This is a genomic window from Larkinella insperata, assembly GCF_026248825.1.
Lineage (GTDB): Bacteria > Bacteroidota > Bacteroidia > Cytophagales > Spirosomataceae > Larkinella > Larkinella insperata.
In genome coordinates this window covers 3,076,836-3,101,133 of sequence record NZ_CP110973.1, presented here as the reverse complement: position 1 = coordinate 3,101,133, position 24,298 = coordinate 3,076,836, and the positions used below count along the sequence as shown (strand labels likewise).

Below are 24,298 nucleotides of genomic sequence, written 5' to 3'. Positions count from 1 at the left end.
TTTGGTTTATATCAATTGCCGACGGGTTTACCGCATCATTTTGTTGAGCTTGCCCGACGTCTGCATCTGATTCATTTTTTTCATCATCTTCCGCATTTCGTCAAACTGCTTCAGCAGGTTGTTTACTTCCTGAATGGAAGTACCGCTCCCGTTGGCAATGCGTTTCTTCCGGTTGCCGTCAATGATCTCGGGACGTTCGCGCTCTTTGGGCGTCATGGAGCCAATGATGGCTTCGATGGGCTTGAACGAATCGTTATCGATGTTAACGTCCTTCATCATCTTGCCCATGCCGGGAATCATACCGATGAGGTCTTTGATGTTCCCCATCTTTTTGATCTGCTGCAACTGCCCGCGGAAGTCGTTGAAATCAAACTTGTTCTGCCGCATCTTGGCGCTGATGCGCTTGGCTTCGTCTTCGTCGAACGCCTGTTGCGCGCGCTCCACGAGCGAAATCACGTCACCCATGCCCAGAATCCGGCTCGCCATCCGATCGGGGTAGAAGACGTCGAGCGCGTCCATTTTCTCACCCGTACTGATGAACTTGATGGGCTTCTGCACCACGCCCCGGATTGAAAGCGCGGCCCCACCCCGGGCGTCACCGTCCAGCTTGGTCAGCACCACCCCATCGAAGTTCAGCCGTTCGTTGAAGGTTTTGGCCGTGTTGACCGCATCCTGCCCCGTCATCGAGTCGACAACAAACAGCGTTTCGGTCGGATTCAGCGATTTCTTAAGGTTTTCCACCTCCTGCATCATCACCTCATCGACGGCCAAGCGACCGGCGGTATCGACGATAACGACTTTCTTATTGGTCTTGCGGGCCTGCGCCAGAGCGTTTTGCGCAATCTCAACGGCATTTTTATTTTCCGGTTCGGCATACACGTCCACCCCCACCTGCTCACCGAGCACTTTCAACTGGTCGATGGCCGCCGGGCGGTAAATGTCGCAGGCTGTCAGCAGCACGTTACGGCCCTGTTTTTTCAGGTAAGCCGCCAATTTTCCCGAGAAGGTCGTTTTCCCCGAACCCTGCAAACCGGCGATCAGAATGATGGCCGGATCGCCCTTCAGGTTGATGTTCTGGGCTTCGCCCCCCATCAACTCGGTCAGTTCCTCCTGAACAATCTTGACGAAAAGTTGCCCCGGTTCAACGGCAATCAACACCTTGCGGTCGAGGGCTTTTTCCTTGACACGATCGGTAACCTCCTTGGCTACCTTGTAGTTAACGTCGGCATCGGTCAAGGCCCGTCGCACTTCCTTAACGGTTGCGGCCACGTTAATTTCCGTAATCCGACCCTGCCCCTTTAGGGTCTTGAACGCCTGATTAAGTTTATCCTGAAGATTTTCAAACATGATTCAATTTTTTATATCTCTGCTAAACTCTGTTGATCGCTGCTTGTCTCCGCGAAACAGTTTAAGCGCTATTTCGCGGAGACAAGCAAATTCTAAAAAAGAGTTTAGCAGAGAATTGCAAAGTTAGTGATTTTTAGGGGAGGTTGGAAATCCGGGCAATCACATCAGCAACCCGTGCCAGCCCTCCCGAAGTTTGTTAACGGCCCGGTGCAGCAGGTTGGCGACCGACTGGTAGTTGAGGCCCATTACTTCCGCAATTCGATCGTTGGGCAATGCCGCAAAAAATTTCAGGTGAATGGCCTCCTTCTGGCGGTCGGTCAGGGTTCTGAGCAAGGCTTCCAGGCGCGACCGCTGGTACGTGGATAGCTCCGTCCGGATCAGTTCTTCTTCGAAACTCTCGGCGTAAAAAGAGTCATCGGAGAAGTCCTCTTCCAACGGTTCGGCCGCACCGGTTCGGCGGGCGTTCCTGTGCAGTTTTCGCCGTAACGATTTGAAGAGGTACACCCGCACATAATCGGTTTGCGTAATGTTCCGGCGGTAGGTCCACAACTCCACAAACAAATCCTGAATACCGTCTTTCAGCAAGTCAACGTCGCGGGTGAATTTCAGACCGTACTGGTACAGGGGCCGGTAGAAACGCCGGATCAGTTCTTCAAAAGCCGGCTCGTCCCCCATCCGAATTTCTTCCCACAGATCGGAATCCGGCAAACTTCTTTTCATACGGGCGGAGTGTTAGGCATTCGGTGGTGGTCTTTCTCACCTACAAAGTAGCGAAAATCTCCGAAGAAAAGGCGGCTGATAAAAATTTTTGCTCCGCGTGGGTATGCCCCCGGAAAACCGTCCTATTTCCAGAAGACGGCCCCCATCGGACCTCTTGTTTTCCATGCAGGCGTATCATACCTACAAAGCCGAAGATTTTCTGAATGACGATTCGTTTATCGCCTGGGTTTACAACCGTGACTCAGCCGCCGTGGCCTTCTGGTCCGACTGGATGGCCACGGCGCATCCCAACCGTTCGGAAGCCCTACTGGCCAAGGACATTCTGGAAGCGCTGACTCCACAGAATGCGGGCCCGACCGACGCAACGCTGGAACACGAAACGGACCAGATTCTCCGGCGCGTGCGTCAGGCTCCTGACCGAACGTTTTTCAACCTTTTTGGCACACCGGGTTACCGGATTGCGGCTTCGGTAGCGCTGTTGCTGGTGGCCGGTTGGCTGGGCTGGCTGACCCTCCAGAAAGTATCCTCGCTCAGAAGTTCGTGGACCGGGGTGTCCGCCCGCGAAGGTATGGTTGAACAGGCCAACCGGACCAGCAAACCCGTTCTGGTCCGGTTGCCGGATGGCAGCACGGTTCGGCTGCAACCCAACAGCCGGCTTCAGCACGGAGCCAGCTTCGGGCAGGGCGTGCGGGCTGTGCTGCTCACGGGAGAAGCTTTCTTTGACGTTGTTTCCAATCCGAAGGTCCCGTTTCTGGTCTACGCCCGCAACGTGGTGACGCGCGTGGTCGGCACCAGTTTTACGGTAAAAGCCTTCGATGAAAATCCGCAGGTGACGGTTGCCGTCCGGACCGGGCGCGTAACGGTGTACTCCCGCAAGGAACTGGAGCAGCAGCGAAACGCCGAGAAGCCGGTGGTGTCGGGCGTGGTGCTGACGCCCAATCAGCAAGTGGTTTTCAACGCGAAAGAGGAAGTGTTCCGCAAAGAACTGGTGGAAGAGCCGGTTCGGGTATCACCCCGGGCGGCCACGGTTTCCTTTGAGTTCGAGGACGTACCCATTGCCGAGGTGTTCCGGCGCATCGAGGACACGTACGAAATCGATATTGTCTACAACGAATCGCTGCTGCAAAAATGCACGCTGACGGCTTCGCTGACCGGCCTGACGCTGTACGAACAACTGCGGATGATCAGCAAATCGCTCGGCGGTTCCTACGAAGTAACCGACGGCAAAATCCTCATCCTGGCAACCGGATGTGGCGAGTAACCCTTAATTAATTATGCGACACCTTTAACAAACCAACAATGAAAAAACGACTACTAACCCGACCGTTCGTGGGGCACCTCCACCGGCTGACGTACCTGCTCCTGCTGTTGGCCGTCACCCGGACCGGTTTGGCCTTCAGCCCGGACCAGGCCACGAAAGAACTGCTCAGTCAGCGCATCAGCCTCAACCTGAAAAATGCGCCCCTGAAACAGGTGTTGAGCCTAATTGAAAAGCAGACGCAGATTAAATTCATCTACGTTCCCCAGAACATCCGGGCCGACCGCGACATTTCGGTTAGCGCCACCAACGAGGCTTTGTCCGGCGTTCTGGAACGGGTGCTGGCGCCCCTGGGCATTGCCTACGAAGTGGCCGACAACCGGATTATCCTGACCAAAGGAAAAATGAGCGAACTGGCCCCTGCCGAACCCAGAGCGCTGGACCAGGCGGTTTCGGGAAGCGTTACCGACGACAAAGGCGAAGCGTTGCCGGGCGTCAGCATTGTTGTCAAAGGCTCCACGCAGGGCACTACCACCGACGCCCAGGGCGGTTTCAAAATCAACGTCCCCAACGGCAATAGCGTTCTGGTTTTCAGCTTCGTAGGCTACGCCAGCCAGGAAATTACCGTCGGCACGCAAAGCGTCCTGACGGTTCGTCTGCTGCCGGGCGATCAGACCCTCAACGAAGTGATCGTGACGGCCCTCGGTATTAAACGCGAGAAAAAAGCGCTGGCGTATGCCGCCGGAGAAATCAAGGGGTCCGATCTGGCGCAGGCCAACGTTACCAACCTGGGAACCGCCCTCTCAGCCAAAGTGGCTGGTGTTCAGGTGACTTCCTCGGCCGGTGGAGCCTCGGGTTCGTCGCGAATTGTGATCCGCGGAAATTCTTCGCTATCGGGAAATTCGCAGCCGCTGTACGTGATCGACGGCGTTCCGATCGACAATTCCAACCGCCGGGCCATCAGCTCATTCCAGCTCCAGGGCGGTCTGGACGGCGGGGACGGTATTTCCAACATCAACCCCAACGACATTGAATCGATGACCATCCTGAAAGGTCCCAACGGCGCGGCTTTGTACGGGCAACTCGGGGCCAACGGGGTGGTGATTATCACGACCAAATCCGGCCGACGCAACCGCCGTCCAAGCATCCAGTACAACGGCAGTTACTCGGTCGGCAATGCGCTGGTCACCCCGGATTACCAGAACGAATATGGGCAGGGCTACAACGGGCAGTTTACCTATTACCGCCAGGCCGACGGCAAGGTTGTTCCCTATAATTCAGCGCTGACGGGCGGTGTTCCGAAACTGAGCGCGGGCCGCAACCCGACGACGCGCGGTAGCTGGGGCCCTCAAATGCAGGGGCAAACCGTGGAGGATATGTGGGGCGACACCGTCAGCTACTCCCCGATTGCCAATCCGTACAAGGAGTTTTTCCAGCCCGAAAAGCAGGCCATCAACACCGTCAGCGTCGATGGCGGGGGCGAGAAAGTAAACTATTATTTTTCGCTGACCAACCTAAGCAACAGCGGTTTCGTGCCCACCAACAAGCTGAACCGCAATTCGGTGACGGTCAAGCTATCGGCGGATATTGCCAAGGGCCTGAACCTGGACACGAAGATTAATTACATCAACCAGAAGGTCAACAACCGGCCGTACGTGGGCGATGACGGCATGAACCCCGTCTACCGGTTTCTGTACGTACCGCGCAGCCTGAACATGGACGGCCTGAAACGGTATGAATACACGGCCAAAGACATTCGCTACTCGCAGGACCTGGGCGGCAACGGCTTTTTTGTCGGCGGGGAGAAAATTTTCGAGAGCAACTCGGTGACTTCCAACCCGTTCTGGACGATCAACAACACGCACAACGAAGATACCCGCGACCGCATCATTGCCTACGCCAAGCTGAATTACGAAATCGCCAAAGGCATTAACGTACAGCTCCGGTACGGTTCCGACCTGTACTACGAGCGGCAATTCGGCTGGAAAGCCATCGGAACCCGGATTTCCCAAACCGGGGACGTCTATGAAAATATGGAGTTTAACAAAACCGAAAACATCGACGGTTTGCTGATGATCAACCGGGAGGTCGGCGATTTCTCCATCAGCGCCAACCTGGGGGCCAACCACCTCAGCAACCGCTACCGGCTCACGGGTAATGCCGGTACGCAGCTTAGCATTCCGGGGCTGTACGCCATCGGCCGGACGGTTTTGAATACGCCCCGGCTGGGCGTGGCCGAGTCGGTCATTAACTCCGTGTTCGGGCAGGCCAGCGTCGGTTTCCGCAACTACCTCTTCCTCGATGTATCGGCGCGCAACGACTGGTCGTCCACCCTGCCGATCACCAACAGTTCCTTTTTCTACCCGTCGGTGGGGCTGAGCTGGGCGGTTACCGATGCTATTCCGCTGAATTTTCCGGCATTGGATTACCTGAAGCTGCGGGCATCGTACGCCCAGGCTGGCCGGTCGGGCGACCCGTATCTGACGCTGGGGTATTACAACCTGAACGCCAACACGTTCCTGAATCAGCCGCTGGCTACCTATACTAATACCGTCGTAGACCCAAATCTGAAAAACGAACTGAAAACCTCGTACGAAGCCGGGGCCGAACTGCGGTTTTTCAAGAACCGTCTGAACCTGGATTTCACTTATTACTATTCCGTAACGAGCAACCAGATTCTGCCGATCGTAATTTCCCAGTCGACGGGGTACAGCACCAAAGTGACCAACGCGGGCCGGATCGAAAACAAGGGCATTGAGTTTCTGATCGGGGGTACGCCCGTGAAGCTCAACAACGGTTTTACCTGGGACGTCAGTTTCAACTTCTCGGCCAACCGCAACAAGGTGCTGGAACTCATTGATGGCGTGAACGAAGTTGTTGTTGGCTCCGACCGCAACATCCGCGTGGTGGCCGCTCCGGGCGAACCCTATGGCCAGTTGAAAGCCGCCGACTACGCCTGGTTGAAAGATGAAAACGGCAACCGGCTGATCGACGACAAAGGCTTGCCCATCGTTCAGAGCATCGGAACGCTCGCCATCGGAAACGCAACGCCCAAATGGATTGGCGGCCTGACCAACAGCTTCTCCTACAAGGGATTATCGCTGAGTACCCTGCTTGACATCCGGCGGGGTGGCCAGATTTTTTCGCAGGGACGCGTGCAGGAAGCCGCCTACGGAACGTCGAAACGGACGCTGGAAGGCCGGGAAGGCGGTTTGGTTGCCGAAGGAGTGAAAGCCCGCAGGGAAGGCAACCAGTGGATCAGCACCGGCCAGCCTAACGACATTCCGGTAACGGCCCAGGCCTACTGGAACCGTGTGGCTTCGGACAAAGGCTTTGCCGTCGCTGAAGAATTCCTGTATGACGCCAGTTACATCGCCATCCGCGAGGTTCGGTTGGCCTACCAGATTCCGGCGGGTTTACTCAAAAACAACAAGGTGATCCGGGGGGCGTCGCTGGCCCTGTACGGCCGGAACCTGGGCTACATCGAACGGCACACCGACGGTTTTTCGCCCGAAAACGCATCGATCAACGTCAATTCGGGAACGATGGGCATGGAACAGCACTCACTGCCAATGATGCGGACCGTGGGTGTAGACTTAAACCTGAGCTTCTGATTGAACCCTAAACCGCCATTCAACCATGAAACGATTCGCTAAAAAAATACGAATTTCGGTACTGGGGCTGCTCGTGACGGCATCGGCCTGTACCAACAATTTTGAGGAACTGAACACCTCCCCTACCCAACCCCGCAATGTACCGGCGGAGTACCTCTACTCGCAGGCGCAACTCAACGGCTTTCTGGCCGACGGCACCAACTGGTGGCAGGTTGGGTCGTGGGTGGAGCAATGGGCCAGCGGTTCGCTCTCGGCCCCCTCGCAGTACCTGGAGGACCGCGATATTTACGAAACCAACAACTGGACGTCGCACTACGAATTGATCAAGAACCTGTCGCAGATTCGGAATCAGGTTCTGAAAGGACAGGAAGCCACGCCCAACGGCCGCACCAAACTGGCGATTGCCAAGATTACGGAAATCTATTTCTGGCAGCGCATGACCGATTTTTGGGGTGATATTCCGTACAACGAGGCCGGTTTGCCGGACGATAACCTGATTCTGTTGCCGAAATACGACAAGCAGGAAGACATCTACAAATCGCTCATTGCGGCACTGGACGCGGCTATCGGCCAGCTGAACGCAACGGATGTTTCCTACGGCAACGCCGATTTTGTTTACAAGGGCGACGTTACTAAGTGGCGCAAATTTGGTAACTCGTTGAAACTCCGGCTGGGTATGCGGCTGCGGTATGCCGATGCGGCACTGGCGCGCAAAACCGTGGAAGAGGCCCTGAGTGCCCCGTTGATCGAAAGCAACGCCGAGAACGGAGCCATGCCGACAGTGACGCAGGACGGTAATCCATTTGGTTATCACCCCATCATTGGCGGTTACAACAGCAGCAAAGAACTGAACCAATTGGCCGCGCCGTTTATCGACCTGCTGCTGGCGAAGAACGATCCGCGGCTGCCGCGCATTGCCGAACCCACTGAAAACTCCAAGAAAGCGGGTACGCCCGTTTACCGCGGCTTGGGGGTTGCGCTGGGCAACAGCGTGATCATCAACCGGGATGATTATTCGTACGGAAACATCGCCATTTACAACGACCGGAAAGCCACCTTCCCGTACGTGTTTCTGGCCTATTCCGACAACTGCTTCTTCAAGGCCGAAGCCGCTTTGCTGGGCTGGGGTGGGCTGACGCCCGCGCAGGCGGAAGGTTTCTACCAGGCCGGTATCCGGGCCGCGATGCAAATCCAGCCGTATTCTATTGCCGAAGCCGACCTGACGGCCTACCTCGCCCGGGAAGGGAAACTAACGGGAACCGCCGAGCAGCAACTGGAGCAAATCATGACCCAGAAGTGGATCAGCCTGTTTATGCGGCATTACGAAGCCTACGCCGAATGGCGCCGGACCGGCTACCCCAAACTGACACCCGGCCCAAACCCCGGAACCACCAACGGCCAGATTCCGCGCCGGGGCGTTTATTCCAGCACCGAACGGATTCGGAATGCCGCCAACTACAACGAAGCCACCTCGCGGTTGAGCAACGGCGACACCTACCTGAGCAAAGTCTGGTGGGATAAAAAGTAAGTTTGATGTAGGCAAAAGACAAGAGAGTTGAGACGAGAGAGAAAAGAGCCTGAAACGAGACTCTTTAATCTTTCTTGTCTTTGCTCTTTTGTCTTTCTTCTTTTGTCTAAAACCCCTATTCCGACAGAGCCGCAAAATCGTCATCGGACAGCTCGATCTGGTCGGCGGCCAGGTTTTCCTTCAGGTGCTCCGGCGAGCTGGTGCCCGGAATCAGCAGCATGTTCGGGGAGCGTTTCAGCAGCCAGGCCAGCGCGATCTGGGCCGTGGTGGCGCTGTGTTTCTGGGCAATCGCCTGAATTTTACTCGCCAGCTTGTCCGGCCCGGACGCCAGCGGATACCAGGGAATGAACGCCATGCCGCGCTGGGCCGTATAATCCAGTACGTCTTCCCACTTGCGATTGCCGAGGTTGTACAGGTTCTGTACCGAAACAATCGGCAGGACTTTTTCGGCCCGTTCAATGTCTTCAATACCAACTTCTGACAGCCCTACGTGCCGGATTTTTCCGGCCTGAACGGCTTCCACCACCGGCCCGAGGGTTTCTTCCACCGGCACGTTCGAATCAAACCGGTGCAGTTGCCAGAGGTCGATATGGTCCAGCTTCAGCCGTTGCAGGCTGCCTTCAATAGCTTCGCGAATGTGCTCCGGGCGGCCGTTGGTGACCCATTGGTTCGGTCCCGTCCGGTCGAAGCCGCCTTTGGTGGCAATCAGCAGCCCGGCGGGATACGGATGGAGGGCTTCGGCAATCAGGACTTCGTTGGTATGGGGGCCGTAGGAGTCCGCCGTATCAATGAAATTCACCCCCGCTTCCACGGCATTCCGCAGGACCTGCTTGGCGGTTTCACGGTTGGGCGCGTCGCCCCAAACACCGGGGCCGGTCAATTGCATACCGCCGTAGCCCAGACGGTTGATTTCCAGTTCACCACCAATTTTGAAGGTTGAAGCGGCTTGTTTTGCTGTGTTGCTCATTCTTCTTTGTGTCTAAATGAATCGACCACAACACACGAAAAAGGGGGCTGTCAGTTCCGCAGCGGAATAAAATTTAGCCTGTGACCTTTACAACCGATCGTACCCAGGGAGAGTCATATGAATTAAAGTTTATCAACTTTTCATAAAACATGAAAAAATTCCTACCCTGCACGCTGCTTCTCTTTGTTCTGCTGACCGGTTGCCAGAAAGACACATCGGTTTCTCCAGATACGTTCGTCATCTGTCCGCCCAGCGGATTTATCGGAAAAGACAGCATCTTGACCGGCACTTACCTTGGCATTAACATCGGCGCTGATGCCGAGAACGTTTACACCGCGGTTCAGGCGCTTCGGCAAAGCCGGGGTGTTTCGTCTATCAACGGTGTTTCGTCTATCAACGTGGTCAGCAATTTTTCTTCGGACATTACCCAATTGCGCGAACGGCTTCCGCTGTACCAGTACATTCTCCTGGATGAAAACCGGGGTACGGAGTCGGGCGTGCAGCTAACCATCGAAGCCAACCGGGTCAAGAGCATTTATCTGAACAGCGGCAAACAGCTTGTCCAGTGGCCGGTCAATGCCAAATCTTCGTCCATTCGCACCGGGGATGCTGTTGGCGATCTATACGAAAAGCTGGCCAAAATCCGGCAAATGAGCGCCTACGCCAACACGTTCGAGCGCATCCTGCTGCTGACCAAGAACGTATCCAAACCGTATGATCCGGCCATGGGCCAGTCTCCGCAGTGGTATTTTGCGTACCAGACCGAACCCAACCGAATGGACGAAGTTCAGATCCATTTCAAGAATGGTAAGGTCAGCCACTTCTACATCAACCACTACCAGACGTTTGAATAAGCCGGTTAAACCGTTTATATATTATATAACCGAAACCCGGGATTACTTGACAAACTTCAGCACCTCGGCCACAAACCGATCGGTCTCACTGATAAACGGCTCGTGGTACGACTGCTCGAAGAGGACAAACGCGGGGGTGGTCTGCGTCAGCAAATCGCGGGTTTCGTAACCAATTTCAACGGGCACCACCCCGTCTTTCTTGCCCCAGAACAAGGTCACCGGAATCTGGACGGTCTTCAGGAGTGCGCTCTTTTCATACGTCCGGATTTCGTGATCGCCGTAGTCGGTGTAGGCTTTCGGGTGCGAGAACTGCGCCAGCGCGGTATTAGGTGAAGCAAACAGGTAATTGAGAACGAACGATTTATCGTCGTAAATCGAAACCGGGTTGCCGCCCAGATCCAGCATCCGTTTGTAGAGTTCGGGCCATTTATAGGTGCCCAGATTTTCACGCGTCACCGGATTTTCCTCGGCGTATTTTTGGATTTCCGCGTTGTTCTGAAGCCGGGCTTCGCGCAAAATCCACGCGCGCATCTGCACCAGCCAGCGATAAGTCGAAAACGTTCCGTTGACGGCCATCAACCCGCTGACCATTTTCTGGTTGTCGCGCGTGGTCAGAAACTGCCATGCCAACTCGACGCCGAAGCTGTGAGCCAGCAGGTAAATCCGGGTGTGCGGGTACTGCTCTTTCAGGAGCTTCACCACGTAATAGGCATCTTCGCCAAACTGTTCGTAGTTCAGCGTTTTTACGTCCACTTTCCCGGACGACGAACCCGCAATGCGCTGGTCCCAGTAAGCCACGGCTACGTCTTTTTCCAGGTCTTTGAGGTAATGACGGTAACACATGGCGCAGTCGCCGGGGCCGCCGTGCAGGAAAAGAACCAGTTTGTCCGACGCCAGGTTGCCGCGCACCCAGATGGGCATATCCGCCCCTTTGTGCCGTAAATACAGGGTTCGTTCGGTGTCGGCTTCTCCGCCTTTCTCACACGCGGAGAGCGAAAGGAGCACAAAAACAAGGAGGTATGAATAAAGCGGTTTCATTTTCGTTTCAACGGTTTTCGGATGCCACATTCGATGCCAAAGCGGTAAAGCTGGGAAGCGTTGTACGGCCGTTGCTGCATCAGGTTCAGCCGGGCGTACCAGGCCAGCGAGCGGTTTTTCCGAACAGCTAAATCCCGGCCAAAACCCACCGAAACCGTGGGCAAATACGCTCCGCGCCCCGCCATGCTGACCCGCTGAAACTCGCCATTCTCACCAACTTCAAACGTTTGCCCGGCCAGAAAATACCGGAGGTACGAATTGGACAGACTGACTTCGAAAACACCCCCACGCGGGCCCGTTCGCTGGTAGGCCAGTTCGGGCGAGAAAATAACGCCGACGTGGTTATGCGGATGATGGTAGACGGCCAGACCGGGCGTAATCAGAAATTCCTTGCGGGCGTTATTGCCCATTTTAACGCGGGATATGAGCGGGTATTCGTAGGCAACTTTCAACCCGTAGTGCGTGACGGTCTCGCCGAAGTAAGCCACCCGCAGTTGCTGGGCCTGGACGGGCAGGCTGCCCATAAACCACAAACCAGCTACCAGGCAGAAGATCGATTTCATAGTATCTAGTTGTTTATCAGCGCAAAGTTCCCCCAATCCGCCCGGACTGGGGGTGTCAAAAGGCGCAAAAAATCGGGCAAAAGACGACAGAGACGGAATATTTCCTAACCTTAAGGGGCAACGGTGGGTTATGCAAAAACAGTTGAATCAAGCCGTGTAGCTGGTGTTGTGACCCCAACGCGGTTTTCCCGAAAAATTATGCACTTGACAAAAGAAGACCTCGACAACACCGAGCGGATCCGTCGGCTCAACATCATCAACTCCGTGACCGGCATCAAACCGGCGAACCTGATTGGCACGGTTTCCAACCAGGGGCAATCGAACCTGGCGATTTTTAGCTCGGTTGTTCATTTGGGAAGCAATCCGGCCCTGTTGGGCTTTGTGCTCCGGCCGGAGCGTGACGCGGGCCAGCATACGTACGAAAACATTCTCGAAACCGGCTACTACACCATCAACCACGTTCACGAGGACTTCATCGAGCAGGCGCACTACACCTCGGCTAAATTCAAACGGGAGGAATCGGAATTTGACCAGTGCCACTTAACGGAAGAATACCTCTCCGGTTTTCAGGCCCCGTTTGTGAAGGAAAGTTCGCTAAAAATGGGGATGAAGTTCTTGCAGGGTTTGCCGATTGAACTCAACGGAACGATGCTGATCATCGGTCAGATCGAACACCTGATTGTGCCCGACGAAGCCGTTGATGAGGAGGGCCATTTTGACCTAAGCCGCGTTAACGATGCCGGTATTTCCGGCCTGAACACCTACTACAGACTGACCAAAATCGGCCAGTTTCCGTACGCCCGTCCGCAAACCATGCCCGATTTTTCGTCGGGCGATCTGACATGAAAAAGGGTCATTTACCCACCAAGGTCTGCGCCGTTTGTGGAAAACCGTTCAGCTGGCGCAAGAAATGGGAAACCGTCTGGGACGAGGTGAAATACTGCAGTGAGCGCTGTCGGCGCAACAAAAACCAGTCGCCGGGCTGAGGATTAGCCCATGTACGAATCGTTGTTGATGTACTGAAACTTGTTGTTCCAGACCAGCGCGATCTGCGTGGCCCGTTGCCGGGTCAGTTCGGCATTGGTGCCTTCAAAATGCTCCGTCAGCGTTTCCGAAAACAGTTTCAGCCAGCGCTCAAAATGGTCGAGAGTCAGCGTATGTTGCTGGTTGATGAGCAGGTGGGGCCGGAACGGGTGGCCCTGGTAGGCGTTGTTGCCCAGGATGATGTTTTCCCAGAACGCGTACATTTTGGGCAAATGTTTATCCCAGTCAACGTGGGCAACGTCGGTAAAAACCGGGCCAATGAAATCATCGGCCTGCACTTTCTCATAAAACGAATCCACCAGAAAACGAATATCTTCCGGTGAATCCAGCGTTCGTTTACTCATACCGGATTGCAAAAAAATTCTCTACCTGGAGAACACATTTTCGTAGTCATCCGGTTTAAAACCCAGCGCAATTATTTTCCCCTTCGCTTCGATGATCGGACGACGAATCACCGACGGTTTCTCCATCATCAGTGCGATGGCGGCTTCAGCGTCTGCGGGCTTTTCGGCATCGGGCAGTTTTTTCCAGGTGGTTCCGGCGCGGTTGACGAGTTCTTCCCACGGCTTTTGCGTCAGCCAGTGTTCAATCGTGGGCCGGTCGATGCCCTGCTTTTTGTAGTCGTGAAACTGATAGTCAACACTGTGATCGGCCAGCCAGGTACGGGCTTTTTTCACGGTATCGCAATTTGGAATGGCGTACAAAGTATACATGCAGCGTGCTTTTTCGGGCCGCTAAAGTACGGATTTGCGGGGTTGCGTGTACGTTTACTCCGCGCAATTTGTAATTTGAACGCCGTTTGACCAATCTCCTTTACGCGCACTATGTTGACCCTGAACCTGCGGTTGCTCTTTCTTTTTCTGCTCATCGGTTGTTCCGCCCACGCCCAGACCACCGACGCCTTTCTGCCCGGCGATCCGTTGCCCGACGCCCCGGACCTGGCCCCCCGCGGCACCTACGGAGTGGGCGTCCGGACGCTGAAGCTGACCCATCAAGCGCAGGTGGATGTGCTGCGGACCAAAGACGGAAAAAGCCCGGTTTACGACCGGCCGCTGACGGTTGAAGTCTGGTACCCGGCCCGGATTCCGGCGGGTAACGATCAGCTGGTTACGTACAACGAAGTGCTGGGCCGGGCCAACGACCCCAAACGTCCGCTGGTTCCGTTCACGTTTACGGGCCGGGCGCTGCGCGATGCCCAGCCGGACCCGGGCACAGGGGCCTATCCGCTCGTGATTGTCTCGCACGGCTACCCCGGCTCACGGCTTTTGCTGACGTACCTCACCGAAAATCTGGCATCCAAAGGCTACGTGGTTGCGGCCATCGACCATACCGAATCGACCTACCGCGACCTGGGCGGCTTTCCCAGCACACTGCTCAATCGCCCGCTCGACGACCTGTTTGTCCTGGATGAACTGGCCCGCCTGAGTGCCAGGAATTCGGGCCATTTTCTGGCCGGACTCGCCAATGCCGACAAAACCGCGCTGATCGGTTACTCAATGGGCGGCTACGGAGTTCTCAACGTGGCGGGGGCCGGATTCAGTGCTCAGGCGAATAAATTTTTCGGGCAACTGACCGGCGGTAGCCCGGCCTTACAGACCCGGACGATGGCGGCCCCCGACTACAAAGCGTCGCAGGACCCGCGCATCAAAGCTGTGGTCGCGTTTGCGCCCTGGGGCATGGAACGCGGGGTTTGGGATGCCGAAGGACTGGCGGGGTTGAAGCTCCCGACGCTGTTGGTATCGGGCAGCAAAGACGACGTTTCGGGGTACGAAAAAGGGGTCAAAGCGATCTACGACGGGGCCGTGAATGCCGACCGCTATTTGCTGACCTACATCAATGCCCGCCATAATGTTGCGCCGAACCCACCGCCAGCCGCCACGTTGAAACCCGGCCAAGCGTCCGAAGATTACATGCACTTCGCCGAACCCGCCTGGAACGAGCGCCGGATCAACAACATCAACCAGCATTTTGTCACGGCTTTTCTGGGCATTCACCTCAAAGGAATGGATTACGCAAAATACCTTGCGCTGCCCGAAAGCTCTGACGCCGAACCGTGGACGGGCTTCAAACCCCGGACGTCGGTGGGCCTCGAAATGCGTCACGCCAAACCGTGAGTCTTTACAAACATGATCCCACGAATAGAAACCTTACCCGAAAAGAAATTAGTGGGTCAACGGCTGCGAATGTCGTTTGCCCACGACCGAACCGGTGAGTTATGGCGGAGTTTCATGCCCCGTCGGAAAGAAATCATCAACCCGGCCACCGCGGATTTACTCTCGTTGCAGGTTTACGATAAACCGCTGGCCTACGCAAAGTTTTCGCCAACGACGGAATTTGAGAAGTGGGCGCTGGTGGAAGTAACCGGTTTTGACTCCATGCCGGAGGGCCTGGAAACTTTTACCCTACCCGCTGGTTTGTATGCGGTTTTTCTGTACAAAGGCGCTTCGAGCGAATTTACTGAAACGTTTCAATTCATTTTTGGAACGTGGCTGCCTAGCTCGGAATACGTTCTGGATGACCGGCCACATTTCGAAGTACTGGGCGAGAAATACCGAAACAATGACCCGGATTCGGAGGAGGAAATCTGGGTTCCGATCCGGTTGAAAAGCAAGTAACCCCGCAGTCCGAAACCGGCCGCTCAACGCCGACAACGCGGTATTGGTGGGGTAAGCATGACCATTCCCCGTTTGCAGAAGCGGGTTGCACGGGGTAATATTACGGTCCGAAACGGGTTGGCGTTACACCGAATGAGTCCAGATGGCGCGTCAATCGGCAGCTTGTCCTGCCTAACCGGTCGTTACTTATCAAGACCTATGATCCGATTTTTCTTAGTGCTGACGGCTTGGCTGGCCGTCCTGGCAGCGAATGCGCAACAACCCGCGCAACGCTACCCGCTCATTCCCTACCCCACTTCGCTTGCACCCGCTGCGGGCCAGTTTACGGTAACGGCCCAAACCGCCCTGATCGTGCAGGACAACCGTTTTGCGAACGAAAGCCGGCAGTTGCAGGCCTTGCTCCAGGCTGGTCTGAGAAAACCGTTGCCCGCTACCGGCAAGGGCACCCGGATCGTCCTGCAGCACGATGCGACCCTGACCAATCCGGAAGCGTACGTCCTGACCATTACTCCTCAACAGGTAACGCTGAAGGCCGGACAGCCCGTCGGCATGTTCCGCGCCATCCAGACGATTCGCCAGTTGCTGCCCGTTGACCTTGAGAGCCGAAGTGCCAAACCGGTGTCGTCGCTGGTTCTTCCGGCGGTCCAGATTCAGGATGGCCCGGCTTACGGCTGGCGTGGGATGCACCTCGACGTGTCGCGCCATTTTTATTCCATCGACTATTTAGAAAAATTCATCGACCGGCTGGCGCTTTATAAGTTTAATACGTTTCACCTCCACCTGACCGACGACCAGGGCTGGCGGCTGGAAATCAAAGCCTATCCCAAACTGACGACCGAAGGCGCCTGGCGAACCTTCAACAACCAGGATTCGGTCGTTTTGAAACGCGCCGTCGAAAACCCGGACTTTGATTTACCGAAGCAATTTCTGCGGCAGCACAACGGCCAGACGCAATACGGCGGTTTTTACACGCAGGATCAGATGCGCAAGCTCATCGCCTACGCGGCCGCCCGGCACATCGAAATCATCCCCGAAATTGACATGCCCGGCCACCTGAGTTCGGCCATTCAGGCGTATCCATTTCTGAGCTGTACGGGCCAGCCGGGCATGGGAAAAACGTTTTCGGTGCCCGTTTGCCCCTGCAACGAACCCACGTACACGTTCATGGAAACTGTCCTGAACGAAGTAATGAGGCTCTTCCCGAGTTCCTACATCCACATCGGGGCCGACGAGGTTGAAAAAACCACCTGGGCGCAATCCACCGCCTGTCAGGAACTGATGAAACGGGAAGGCATCAAAAACGTGGAAGAGTTGCAAAGCTACTTCGTCCACCGGATTGAAGCGTACGTTCAGTCGAAGGGAAAGAAATTGCTGGTTTGGGACGACGCGCTCGAGGGCGGTCTTAAGCCCTCGGCGACGGTGATGTACTGGCGCAGTTGGGTGAAAGACGCTCCTCAGAAAGCCGCCCGCAACGGCAACAAGGTGGTGATGACGCCCGTCAGCACGCTGTACTTCGACAGCCCTCCGGGTATTCAGTCGGTCGAGAACGTGTATAACCTGGCCGTCGTTCCTGAAGGCATCACCCCACAGCAAAAGAACCTCTTCCTGGGCGCTCAGGCCAACATCTGGACCGAATACATTCCGTCGGAAAACCGGGCCGACTACATGGCCATGCCCCGCATGACGGCGCTATCGGAAGTGGTCTGGACGGCCCGCCCCAACTACGCATCGTTCCAGCAACGACTGCTTCAGCATTACGGGCGCATGGAAAAAATGGGCATTCATTACCGCCTGCCCGATCTGACCGGTTTTGCCGAAGAGAACGTTTTTGCCGATAAAGCCACACTGCGCATCAAAAAACCGCTGCACAGCTACACCCTGCGGTACACAACCGACGGTTCGCAGCCCCAGAGCAGTTCCCCCGAACTGAAAGACGGACTGGAAATTTCGAAACCGCAAACCGTTCGGGTGGCGGCTTTCACGCCCTCGGGGGTGCGCGGGGATGTGTACTCGCTTCGGTACCAGCAGCAAGCCTACGCAACGCCCGCAACGGTTGCTGCACCCAAAGCCGGTTTGCAGTGCCACTATTACAAAAAATACTTCAAGGAAACCAAGCTGATGAAACAGCAAACCGCCGACAGTACGTATACCATTAACAACGTGGTGGTGCCGAAATCCGTCAATGCGCCCAGCTTTGGCATTCAGTTTCGCGGCTCCCTGACCGTTCCGGAAACGGGCGTTTACAGCTTCTTCTACACCTGCGACGACGGCGGTATTCTGCGCATTGCCGACCGGATGGTGGTTGATAACGACGGCAACCATTTCCCCATTGAAAAAAGCGGGCAGGTTGCCTTACAGAAAGGGGCGCACCCGTTCGAAGCGGACTTCATCGAGGGCGGGGGCGGCTTTACGCTCAAGCTGAAATACAGCCTGAACGGGTCGGAACCCGCCGATATTCCCGATAGCTGGTTTTCGCACTAATACCGGATTGTACGAATCGGGCGCTCCGGCGCCCGGTTAGTTAAACGACTGCCTGAACTCCAGCGGGCTTTGCCGGGTCTTCGCCTTGAACAGTTTATTGAACGACTGGGAATGCTCAAAGCCTAGTTCGTAGGCAATTTCGCTGACGGACAAGTCGGTGGTGGACAGTTTTTCTTTGGCTTTCTCGATCAGCTTTTCGTGAATGAGTTGCTGCGTAGTTTGCCCGGTCAGCTGCTTGAGTAAGCTGCTTAAATATTTGGTGGACATGTGCAGTGCGTCGGCCATGTAGCGAACCGTGGGCAGCCCTTTTGACACCAAATCTTCGTTGTTGAAATAATCCGTCAGTACTTCTTCCAACCGGTCCAGCACCTTGTGGCTGGTGATTTTGCGGGTGATGAACTGCCGTTCGTAAAAGCGTTGGGCGTAGGTCAGCAAAACCTCCAGCTGGGCAATAATGACATCCTGGCTGAATTTGTCGATGGTGGAGTGGTACTCCTGTTTGATGTTGTCGACGATACCGTTGATGAGGGTTTCTTCTTTGTCGGACAGAAACAGAGCTTCGTTGGAAGCATAACCAAAATACTCGTATTGCCTGATTTTTTTGGCGAGTGGCGTGTTCCACAAAAAGTCAGGATGAATAAACAACATCCAGCCGTCGAGCTTGTGAGGCACCCCGTTTGCTTCGCCCCGCAAAATCTGACCGGGGGCGATGAAAGCCATTAAGCCTTCATCAAAATCATACCGCTGTTGCCCATAGAAGAGTTTGTCGCAGCCCCTTTTTAGCGATATAACATACAAGTCAGAAACAACGGAAGTTAGGTTGGGGTCGTTTTTCAGTCCTTTCAGGTCGATCATACCGATGAGCGGATGATGCGGCTTGGGAAGATCCATTAACCGGTGAATTTCCGTGATGGATTTGATGCGATACGGTTTTGAATGAGCCATTTGATCAAACTTATTGGTTTAACGGATGCTTCAACCCGATCAATACCAGCGGCATAGCCAGAAACGGGATTTCAATCAACGCCATTTTGATGTTTCCCGCCTGTAACGACAGCGCCATGATCAACAGAATGGTGATGGCATTCAGAAGATTGCCCAGAAAAAAGGTTTGCGGAAAAAGTATCATCAACCCAATAAGGATCGAAAATACGCCGAAAAACGGCATGGCGGTTTTGGAGATGCCCAACTCGGCCATCATTTTTGCCTGGTCGGCGTTGGCCGGCTGGAACGCATCCCAGCCGTGTTTGAGACTCAGAAACGCCGACACCGCGATGAGGATAATGCTAATGATTTTCATTTTTGCTGGATTTAGTTACCATACATCGTTGAAGCGCCCATTTTGCCGGCTTGTGAAAGCATAAAGTCGGGTGCGATCCGGCTCATCAACCGCATGAGGCTGGCCAAACCGGGGTAAATTTCCTCCTGATCGTTTTTCATTCCCTTGATGGCCGCAGCCACAATTTTATCGGGGGCCATCAGCGCCTTCGCATTAAAGCCGTCTTCGTTCACAAATTTGTCGTTCAACGGCGTGGAGCTTCCGGGGGCCACCAGTTCAATCACTTTGACGTTGGTATTTTTCAACTGCACCCGTAAGGCTTTTGTGTAAGCCCGCAACCCGGATTTGCTCGCGCTGTAAATGGGCGATATCGGGAAGGGCATCAAGGCAATACCCGAGGTGACGTTCAGGATGGCCGCGTTTGCTTTTGTTTTCAAATGCGGCAGAAATTGCTGCACCATGCGGATGGACCCCATCAGGTTGATTTCAATTTCCCGGGTGATGTCTTCCAGTTCATGCGGCTGATGCAGACTGATTTTGCGCATTTCACCGGCGTTGTTGATGAGGACGTTTAGCTCCGGAAACTCCTGGGTTGCCTGATCATACAGACGAACGATGTCATCCGCTTTGCTTACGTCGCTCTGCAGGATGTGGACCGCAGGAAGTTTCTCTTTCGTTTCCCGCAGTCGTTGGGCGTTTCTTCCGGTGATGATAACGGTGTTGCCTAAGGCAATCAGTCGGGAAGCAAATTCAAATCCGAAGCCGCTGGTTCCGCCGGTGACGAGAATGGTGTTGTTTTGTAGGTTCATCGTTTCTGATTTTTGGTTGATGCAAAGTTCATAAGCCATCAGAAAACGGATGTAGCCAAAAGTCGCAATGTTGTAGTGAAAAGGAAGATGTTGGTCATGCGTCTCCGCTTACCGTCCCTTCTCTAACACGAACAACTGCAAAAACCGTCCCTTTTCCGTCGTCACATACCGGTTATACGCAATCTGATCGCCTTTGTTGGACCAGACGACACCGTTGCGGGGCTGCACGTCGTCCGACGACCGGGGCGTTAACCGCCGGAACTCGCCGGTCGCGACCTCGGTGATGAACACGCTGTTGTCGGCGGCATAAGCCACCCAGCGGCCATCGGGACTGAAGTTAAAGGTGGTCTGAATGGAAAACGGCTGTTTCGTCAGTTGCCGGACGGGGCCGCCGTTGGGCGATACGCCAAAAAGCTGAATGGTTCCGCTGGGGTCTTTTGCCAGAAAACCGATGAGTGCCCCGTCGGGCGTCGTCCGAAGCCAGTGCCGGGGACCTTCGGCTCCGTGTTCCGTAAACGTGATCCGGCGCTGCTGAACCCCTTTCGGCGGGTTGGGACGAGTCGTTTCGGTTCCCGCCAGCGGCTGACCGTCAACGGCCTGGGTCAGATCGTCGGGCAGGTCGGCCACAAAAATTTCGGTGACGGTTTTGCCTTCTTTGTTCCGCACATTGCCCTGAAACGCCAGTGCCCGCTTCTGCCAGCTTCCGTCCGCTTTACGGTATCCGTCCGTGCCCATCCAGCCTTCGTCAAAGGCTTTGTCAATCTCGTCGCTCCCCGGCTTCGGCGATTCGGTCACGCGGGTGACGATCACCGAGAATAACTCTCCCGAATTGTTTTCCCGAGAGCCGTCGTCGGACACTTCCACTTTTTTGATCGGCGCCATCACGCCCACCACGCGGAGGTCCTTCACCGCCGGGGCCGTTTTGCTCAGTTGGTCGAGCAGGTAATCGTTGTAGGTGAAGCTGATCCACTGGCCGTCGGCGCTCCAGCCGTGGGCGTGGGTACCGCCCCGCAAGGCCCCCGGCGTAAACGGGGGCGTCACATCGCGGGCGTCCAGAAAAATCGGTTTGCCGGGCTGATCGGTGTCAATGGCCACGCCCGTCCGGCGGGCAAAACCGTACGGCTTTGCCTGGTCGGCGTTCCGAATACCGTGGATAAACAACACCCGGTTTTGGGTCGGCGAGAACGTAACGGCCCCCACGCCGGGGCCAAATTCGGTCTGGTTTTCCGTCTGGTACAGCACCTTGGTTTCACCGGTTTTTACGTTCACCATTTCAATAGAACCCGTGCTACCGATGCCGGTATCGACGTTCCGGGTGTCGTAAACCAGCCATTCGTCGGAGGGTGAAAACGCCTGGGCGTTATGAATGGTGTGCCCTTTGGCGTCGAACGTAAGTTGTCTTTCGGTAAAATTCATGGTCAGGTGGGGTTTGGGAGCGCAGGTTTGCAGGCCCGCACCGAGAAGGAGCCAGCCAATCCGGGAGTTCATACGGTTATTGAAGATAGGTTCGTTTGTATTCGAGGGGCGTCACGCCCTTGACGCGCTTGAAGTGGCGGTAAAAATTCGACAGGTTGTTAAAGCCGCTATCGAAGCAGATCACCTCGGCGCTCAGCTTGTTTTCGACCAGCGCCCGGCACGCGTGACTGATCCGCACCTCGGTCAGAAATTCGTGGTACGTCTTGTGCGTCATCATTTTGAAATACCGGCAGAACGACGTGACGCTCAGGTTGGCCATGGAAGCCACTTCTTCCAGCGTGATTTCTTTGGCGTAATTCGACAGGGTATACGTGCACACTTTGTTGAGCCGCACGGTTTCCAGTTCGTTCGACTGGTAAAAAGCGTGTTCCGATGTAATCGTCTCCAGTTCATCGGATTGCGACAGAATTTCCAGAATTGACAGCAGAATAATCAGGCGTTGCAGCGGGCGGGCTTCAACGACGCTGTAGAGCAGCGACGCTATTTTTTCGCCCGTTTCGCCTTTGATCAGCAGCCCCCGCGAAGCCCGTTCGTACAGCCGCCGGATGGGCTGGGTTTCGGCCAGATTCAGGAAGTCGCGCCCCAGGCAGTCGGGCCGGAACTGCATCAGGATGGCTTCCACCTGCATTCTGGAACTGTCCTGAAAATAAGCGTCATTACACCGCCAGGTATGTGGCAGGTTTTCGCCCACCAGCAGAATTTCCCCCGCCGAAAAATTGCTCACATTGTCGCCAATAAACCGAACCCCCTCTCCCTGAATGACGTAGTGCAGTTCCAGCTCCGGGTGGTAGTGCCAGATGTTGCCAAAATTAGGCTTCCGATCGTGCCGAACGCTGAACGCATCCTGGGCGTTGACGGGTACTTTATGAAAATGAGCCTTCATTCTCAACGAACTCTTTTATGGTAAAATCGTACAATGATTGGAAAAGTCTACACAACGTATCAGCGGCTATATAAACTACTTTTGCCAGTATAGTCAAATTTATTAGTAGCGCAGTCATAAAATTACGTTTGCAAGCTAATCAAGAAGCCGTTATTTTCGCTCAAGACTAAAAAATAATTCTCATAAATTACCGTAACCCGCCGAATGAAGAATCTGCCCGTTATCGATTTACTGGTAATTGTTGCTTACCTGGTCGGGATGGTGGCCGTTGGGGTTTATTTCTCCCGAAACAACAAGAGCGCCGACCAGTTTACGAAGGCTTCGGGCAAGATTCCGGGCTGGGCCATCGGGATGTCGATCTACGCGACTTTTCTCAGCAGCAACACGTTTCTGGGCGTACCGGGCAAAGCCTTCGGCAGCAACTGGAATTCGTTTGTTTTCAGCCTCGCAATGCCGCTCTCGGCCTGGGTGGCGGCCAAGTTTTTCGTGCCGTTCTACCGCCATACCGGCGAAGTTTCGGCCTACACGCACCTGGAACACCGGTTCGGCCCCTGGGCACGAACCTACGCCGTGGTTTGTTTCCTCCTGACTCAACTGGCCCGCATGGGCTCCATTTTCTTCGGCATTGCCCTGAGTTTGCAGGCCCTGACGGGGTATCCGATGGCAACCATCATGATCGTCGTCGGCATCTGCATCATTCTTTATACCGTCATGGGCGGCATGGAAGCCGTCATCTGGACGGAGGTGGTGCAGGGCGTCATTAAAACCGCCGGAGCGCTGATCATTCTCTACCTGGTAGTGGCCGGAATGCCGGGCGGGGTGGATAAAATTGTCCAGATCGGTAAAGCTGCCGACAAATTCAGCCTCGGCAGTTTTGCGCCCAATTTCACCCAATCGACGTTCTGGGTGGTATTGCTCTACGGTTTTTTCATGAACCTGAACAACTTCGGGATGGACCAGAATTACGTGCAGCGGTATCATACCACCACCTCGGTCAAGGAAGCTACGCGCTCGATCTGGCTTTGTGTGTACCTCTACGTGCCGGTTTCGCTCGTCTTTTTCGTCCTCGGTTCGTGTCTGTACGCTTATTACGAAAGCAACCCGGATATGCTGGCGGCCGTCCGGATGCAGGTTGCCGGAGAGCGCCTGCCCAACGGCAGTCCGGAAGCGATCCGGCAACTGGCCAACACGCTGACGCCCGCCGAATTTGGCGATAAAGTGATGCCGCATTTTATGGTCAACAAGGTTCCGGCGGGCCTGGTCGGGCTGATCGTGGCGGCTATCCTGTCGGCGGCCATGAGCACCATCAGTTCGAGCATGAATGCGTCGGCAACGGTTTTTTCGGTTGATATTTACCAGCGGTATCTGAAGCCCAACCTGTCGGGTGGGCAATCGCTGCGGTTGTTATACGTTGCCACCACGGTTTTCGGAGTGCTCGGTATGGTCACCGGCATTGCAATGATCGGCGTCAAGAGCGTACTCGACATCTGGTGGATGCTCTCCGGTATTTTCGCGGGCGGTATGCTCGGCCTTTTCCTGCTGGGCATCATCTCGCGGCAAACCCGCAACACGGAAGCCTGGACAGCTACGGTGGTGGGCCTGCTGGTGATTGTCTGGATGACATTCTCGGCCCAGATTCCGGACGAGTACGCGGCCCTGCGCAGTCCGTTTCACCAAAACATGATCATGGTGGTCGGTACGCTGACGATTTTTCTGGTCGGCCTGCTGTTTACCAAACTTCGCGGCACTAAAAACACGATTATTCCTAAACCCAAGACTGTTGCTCAACCCTAACCCAATTCCTAAACCCTTACTTAAAGTG

22 protein-coding genes are annotated in these 24,298 nt (G+C 55.1%); 10 read left to right on the top strand and 12 right to left on the bottom strand.

All coding sequences use genetic code 11. The features are described from left to right. Positions 1-27 precede the first annotated feature (27 nt). Both ffh and OQ371_RS12640 read right to left on the bottom strand, forming a co-directional pair. The gene (gene ffh, locus OQ371_RS12645; RefSeq protein WP_265994131.1) at positions 28-1,347 is read right to left on the bottom strand and encodes a signal recognition particle protein; all 1,320 of its coding nucleotides are present in this window, start codon (positions 1,345-1,347) and stop codon (positions 28-30) included. 159 nt (positions 1,348-1,506) lie between these two features. Then, a complete protein-coding gene (locus OQ371_RS12640; RefSeq protein WP_265994130.1) occupies positions 1,507-2,067 on the bottom strand; it encodes an RNA polymerase sigma factor in 561 nt (186 codons plus the stop codon). 163 nt (positions 2,068-2,230) lie between these two features. Between OQ371_RS12640 and OQ371_RS12635 the strand changes: the two genes are divergently transcribed. The 3 genes from OQ371_RS12635 to OQ371_RS12625 are packed head-to-tail and all read left to right on the top strand — an operon-like array spanning position 2,231 to position 8,467. Continuing rightward, the gene (locus tag OQ371_RS12635) at positions 2,231-3,328 is read left to right on the top strand and encodes a FecR family protein (RefSeq protein ID WP_265994129.1); all 1,098 of its coding nucleotides are present in this window, start codon (positions 2,231-2,233) and stop codon (positions 3,326-3,328) included. Positions 3,329-3,366: 38 nt separating this feature from the next. Next, the gene (locus tag OQ371_RS12630) at positions 3,367-6,939 is read left to right on the top strand and encodes a SusC/RagA family TonB-linked outer membrane protein (protein ID WP_265994128.1); all 3,573 of its coding nucleotides are present in this window, start codon (positions 3,367-3,369) and stop codon (positions 6,937-6,939) included. Positions 6,940-6,964: 25 nt separating this feature from the next. After that, positions 6,965-8,467, top strand: a complete 1,503-nt coding sequence (locus OQ371_RS12625) for a SusD/RagB family nutrient-binding outer membrane lipoprotein (protein ID WP_265994127.1) — start codon at positions 6,965-6,967, stop codon at positions 8,465-8,467. Positions 8,468-8,582: 115 nt separating this feature from the next. Here OQ371_RS12625 and OQ371_RS12620 read toward each other — a convergent pair whose 3' ends face one another. After that, positions 8,583-9,434: an aldo/keto reductase gene (locus OQ371_RS12620; protein WP_265994126.1), complete on the bottom strand. Its 852-nt coding sequence runs from the start codon at positions 9,432-9,434 to the stop codon at positions 8,583-8,585. Positions 9,435-9,583: 149 nt separating this feature from the next. Here OQ371_RS12620 and OQ371_RS12615 point away from each other — a divergent pair, with 149 nt between their 5' ends. After that, complete coding sequence (locus OQ371_RS12615) at positions 9,584-10,288, top strand: hypothetical protein (protein ID WP_265994125.1); 705 nt, start codon at positions 9,584-9,586, stop codon at positions 10,286-10,288. A 42-nt stretch (positions 10,289-10,330) separates the two neighbouring features. On the opposite strand, the gene OQ371_RS12610 is transcribed toward OQ371_RS12615, so the two are convergent. Then, positions 10,331-11,326, bottom strand: coding sequence for an alpha/beta fold hydrolase (locus tag OQ371_RS12610; RefSeq protein WP_265994124.1), 996 nt, complete (start codon positions 11,324-11,326; stop codon positions 10,331-10,333). Further along, entirely contained in the window at positions 11,323-11,889 is a 567-nt protein-coding gene (locus OQ371_RS12605) for a hypothetical protein (protein WP_265994123.1), read from the bottom strand. The genes OQ371_RS12610 and OQ371_RS12605 overlap by 4 nt, the downstream gene beginning before the upstream one ends. A gap of 198 nt (positions 11,890-12,087) precedes the next feature. On the opposite strand from OQ371_RS12605, the gene OQ371_RS12600 reads away from it, so the two are divergent. Both OQ371_RS12600 and OQ371_RS12595 read left to right on the top strand, forming a co-directional pair. Further along, a complete protein-coding gene (locus tag OQ371_RS12600) occupies positions 12,088-12,735 on the top strand; it encodes a flavin reductase family protein (RefSeq protein ID WP_265994122.1) in 648 nt (215 codons plus the stop codon). Further along, complete coding sequence (locus OQ371_RS12595; protein WP_265994121.1) at positions 12,732-12,875, top strand: DUF2256 domain-containing protein; 144 nt, start codon at positions 12,732-12,734, stop codon at positions 12,873-12,875. The genes OQ371_RS12600 and OQ371_RS12595 overlap by 4 nt, the downstream gene beginning before the upstream one ends. Positions 12,876-12,878: 3 nt before the next feature. On the opposite strand, the gene OQ371_RS12590 is transcribed toward OQ371_RS12595, so the two are convergent. Then, complete coding sequence (locus tag OQ371_RS12590) at positions 12,879-13,277, bottom strand: group III truncated hemoglobin (protein WP_265994120.1); 399 nt, start codon at positions 13,275-13,277, stop codon at positions 12,879-12,881. A gap of 21 nt (positions 13,278-13,298) precedes the next feature. Next, the gene (locus OQ371_RS12585) at positions 13,299-13,646 is read right to left on the bottom strand and encodes an ArsC family reductase (RefSeq protein ID WP_265994119.1); all 348 of its coding nucleotides are present in this window, start codon (positions 13,644-13,646) and stop codon (positions 13,299-13,301) included. Between the two features lie 111 nt (positions 13,647-13,757). On the opposite strand from OQ371_RS12585, the gene OQ371_RS12580 reads away from it, so the two are divergent. The 3 genes from OQ371_RS12580 to OQ371_RS12570 all read left to right on the top strand — a co-directional run bounded on the left by OQ371_RS12580 (position 13,758) and on the right by OQ371_RS12570 (position 18,029). Next, on the top strand, positions 13,758-15,047 hold the full coding sequence (locus OQ371_RS12580) for an alpha/beta hydrolase family protein (RefSeq protein ID WP_265994118.1): 1,290 nt from the start codon (positions 13,758-13,760) through the stop codon (positions 15,045-15,047). Positions 15,048-15,059: 12 nt separating this feature from the next. Then, positions 15,060-15,548: a GyrI-like domain-containing protein gene (locus OQ371_RS12575; RefSeq protein WP_265994117.1), complete on the top strand. Its 489-nt coding sequence runs from the start codon at positions 15,060-15,062 to the stop codon at positions 15,546-15,548. Between the two features lie 198 nt (positions 15,549-15,746). Next, complete coding sequence (locus tag OQ371_RS12570) at positions 15,747-18,029, top strand: family 20 glycosylhydrolase (RefSeq protein ID WP_265994116.1); 2,283 nt, start codon at positions 15,747-15,749, stop codon at positions 18,027-18,029. Positions 18,030-18,065: 36 nt separating this feature from the next. Here the strand turns inward: OQ371_RS12570 and OQ371_RS12565 are convergent, their stop codons facing one another. From OQ371_RS12565 to OQ371_RS12545, 5 genes are all read right to left on the bottom strand, one after another. Beyond that, positions 18,066-18,974, bottom strand: a complete 909-nt coding sequence (locus OQ371_RS12565) for a helix-turn-helix domain-containing protein (RefSeq protein WP_265994115.1) — start codon at positions 18,972-18,974, stop codon at positions 18,066-18,068. A gap of 10 nt (positions 18,975-18,984) precedes the next feature. Continuing rightward, positions 18,985-19,329 (bottom strand): hypothetical protein, encoded by a 345-nt coding sequence (locus OQ371_RS12560; protein WP_265994114.1) that lies wholly within the window; start codon positions 19,327-19,329, stop codon positions 18,985-18,987. 11 nt (positions 19,330-19,340) lie between these two features. Beyond that, entirely contained in the window at positions 19,341-20,117 is a 777-nt protein-coding gene (locus OQ371_RS12555) for an SDR family oxidoreductase (RefSeq protein WP_265994113.1), read from the bottom strand. Between the two features lie 108 nt (positions 20,118-20,225). Continuing rightward, positions 20,226-21,605 carry a DUF3748 domain-containing protein gene (locus tag OQ371_RS12550; RefSeq protein ID WP_265994112.1) on the bottom strand — a complete coding sequence of 460 codons (1,380 nt, stop codon included), beginning with the start codon at positions 21,603-21,605 and terminating at the stop codon, positions 20,226-20,228. Positions 21,606-21,609: 4 nt separating this feature from the next. After that, positions 21,610-22,476, bottom strand: coding sequence for an AraC family transcriptional regulator (locus OQ371_RS12545; RefSeq protein ID WP_265994111.1), 867 nt, complete (start codon positions 22,474-22,476; stop codon positions 21,610-21,612). A gap of 204 nt (positions 22,477-22,680) precedes the next feature. Between OQ371_RS12545 and OQ371_RS12540 the strand changes: the two genes are divergently transcribed. Beyond that, complete coding sequence (locus OQ371_RS12540) at positions 22,681-24,270, top strand: sodium:solute symporter family protein (RefSeq protein WP_265994110.1); 1,590 nt, start codon at positions 22,681-22,683, stop codon at positions 24,268-24,270. The last annotated feature ends 28 nt before the right edge of the window (positions 24,271-24,298 follow it).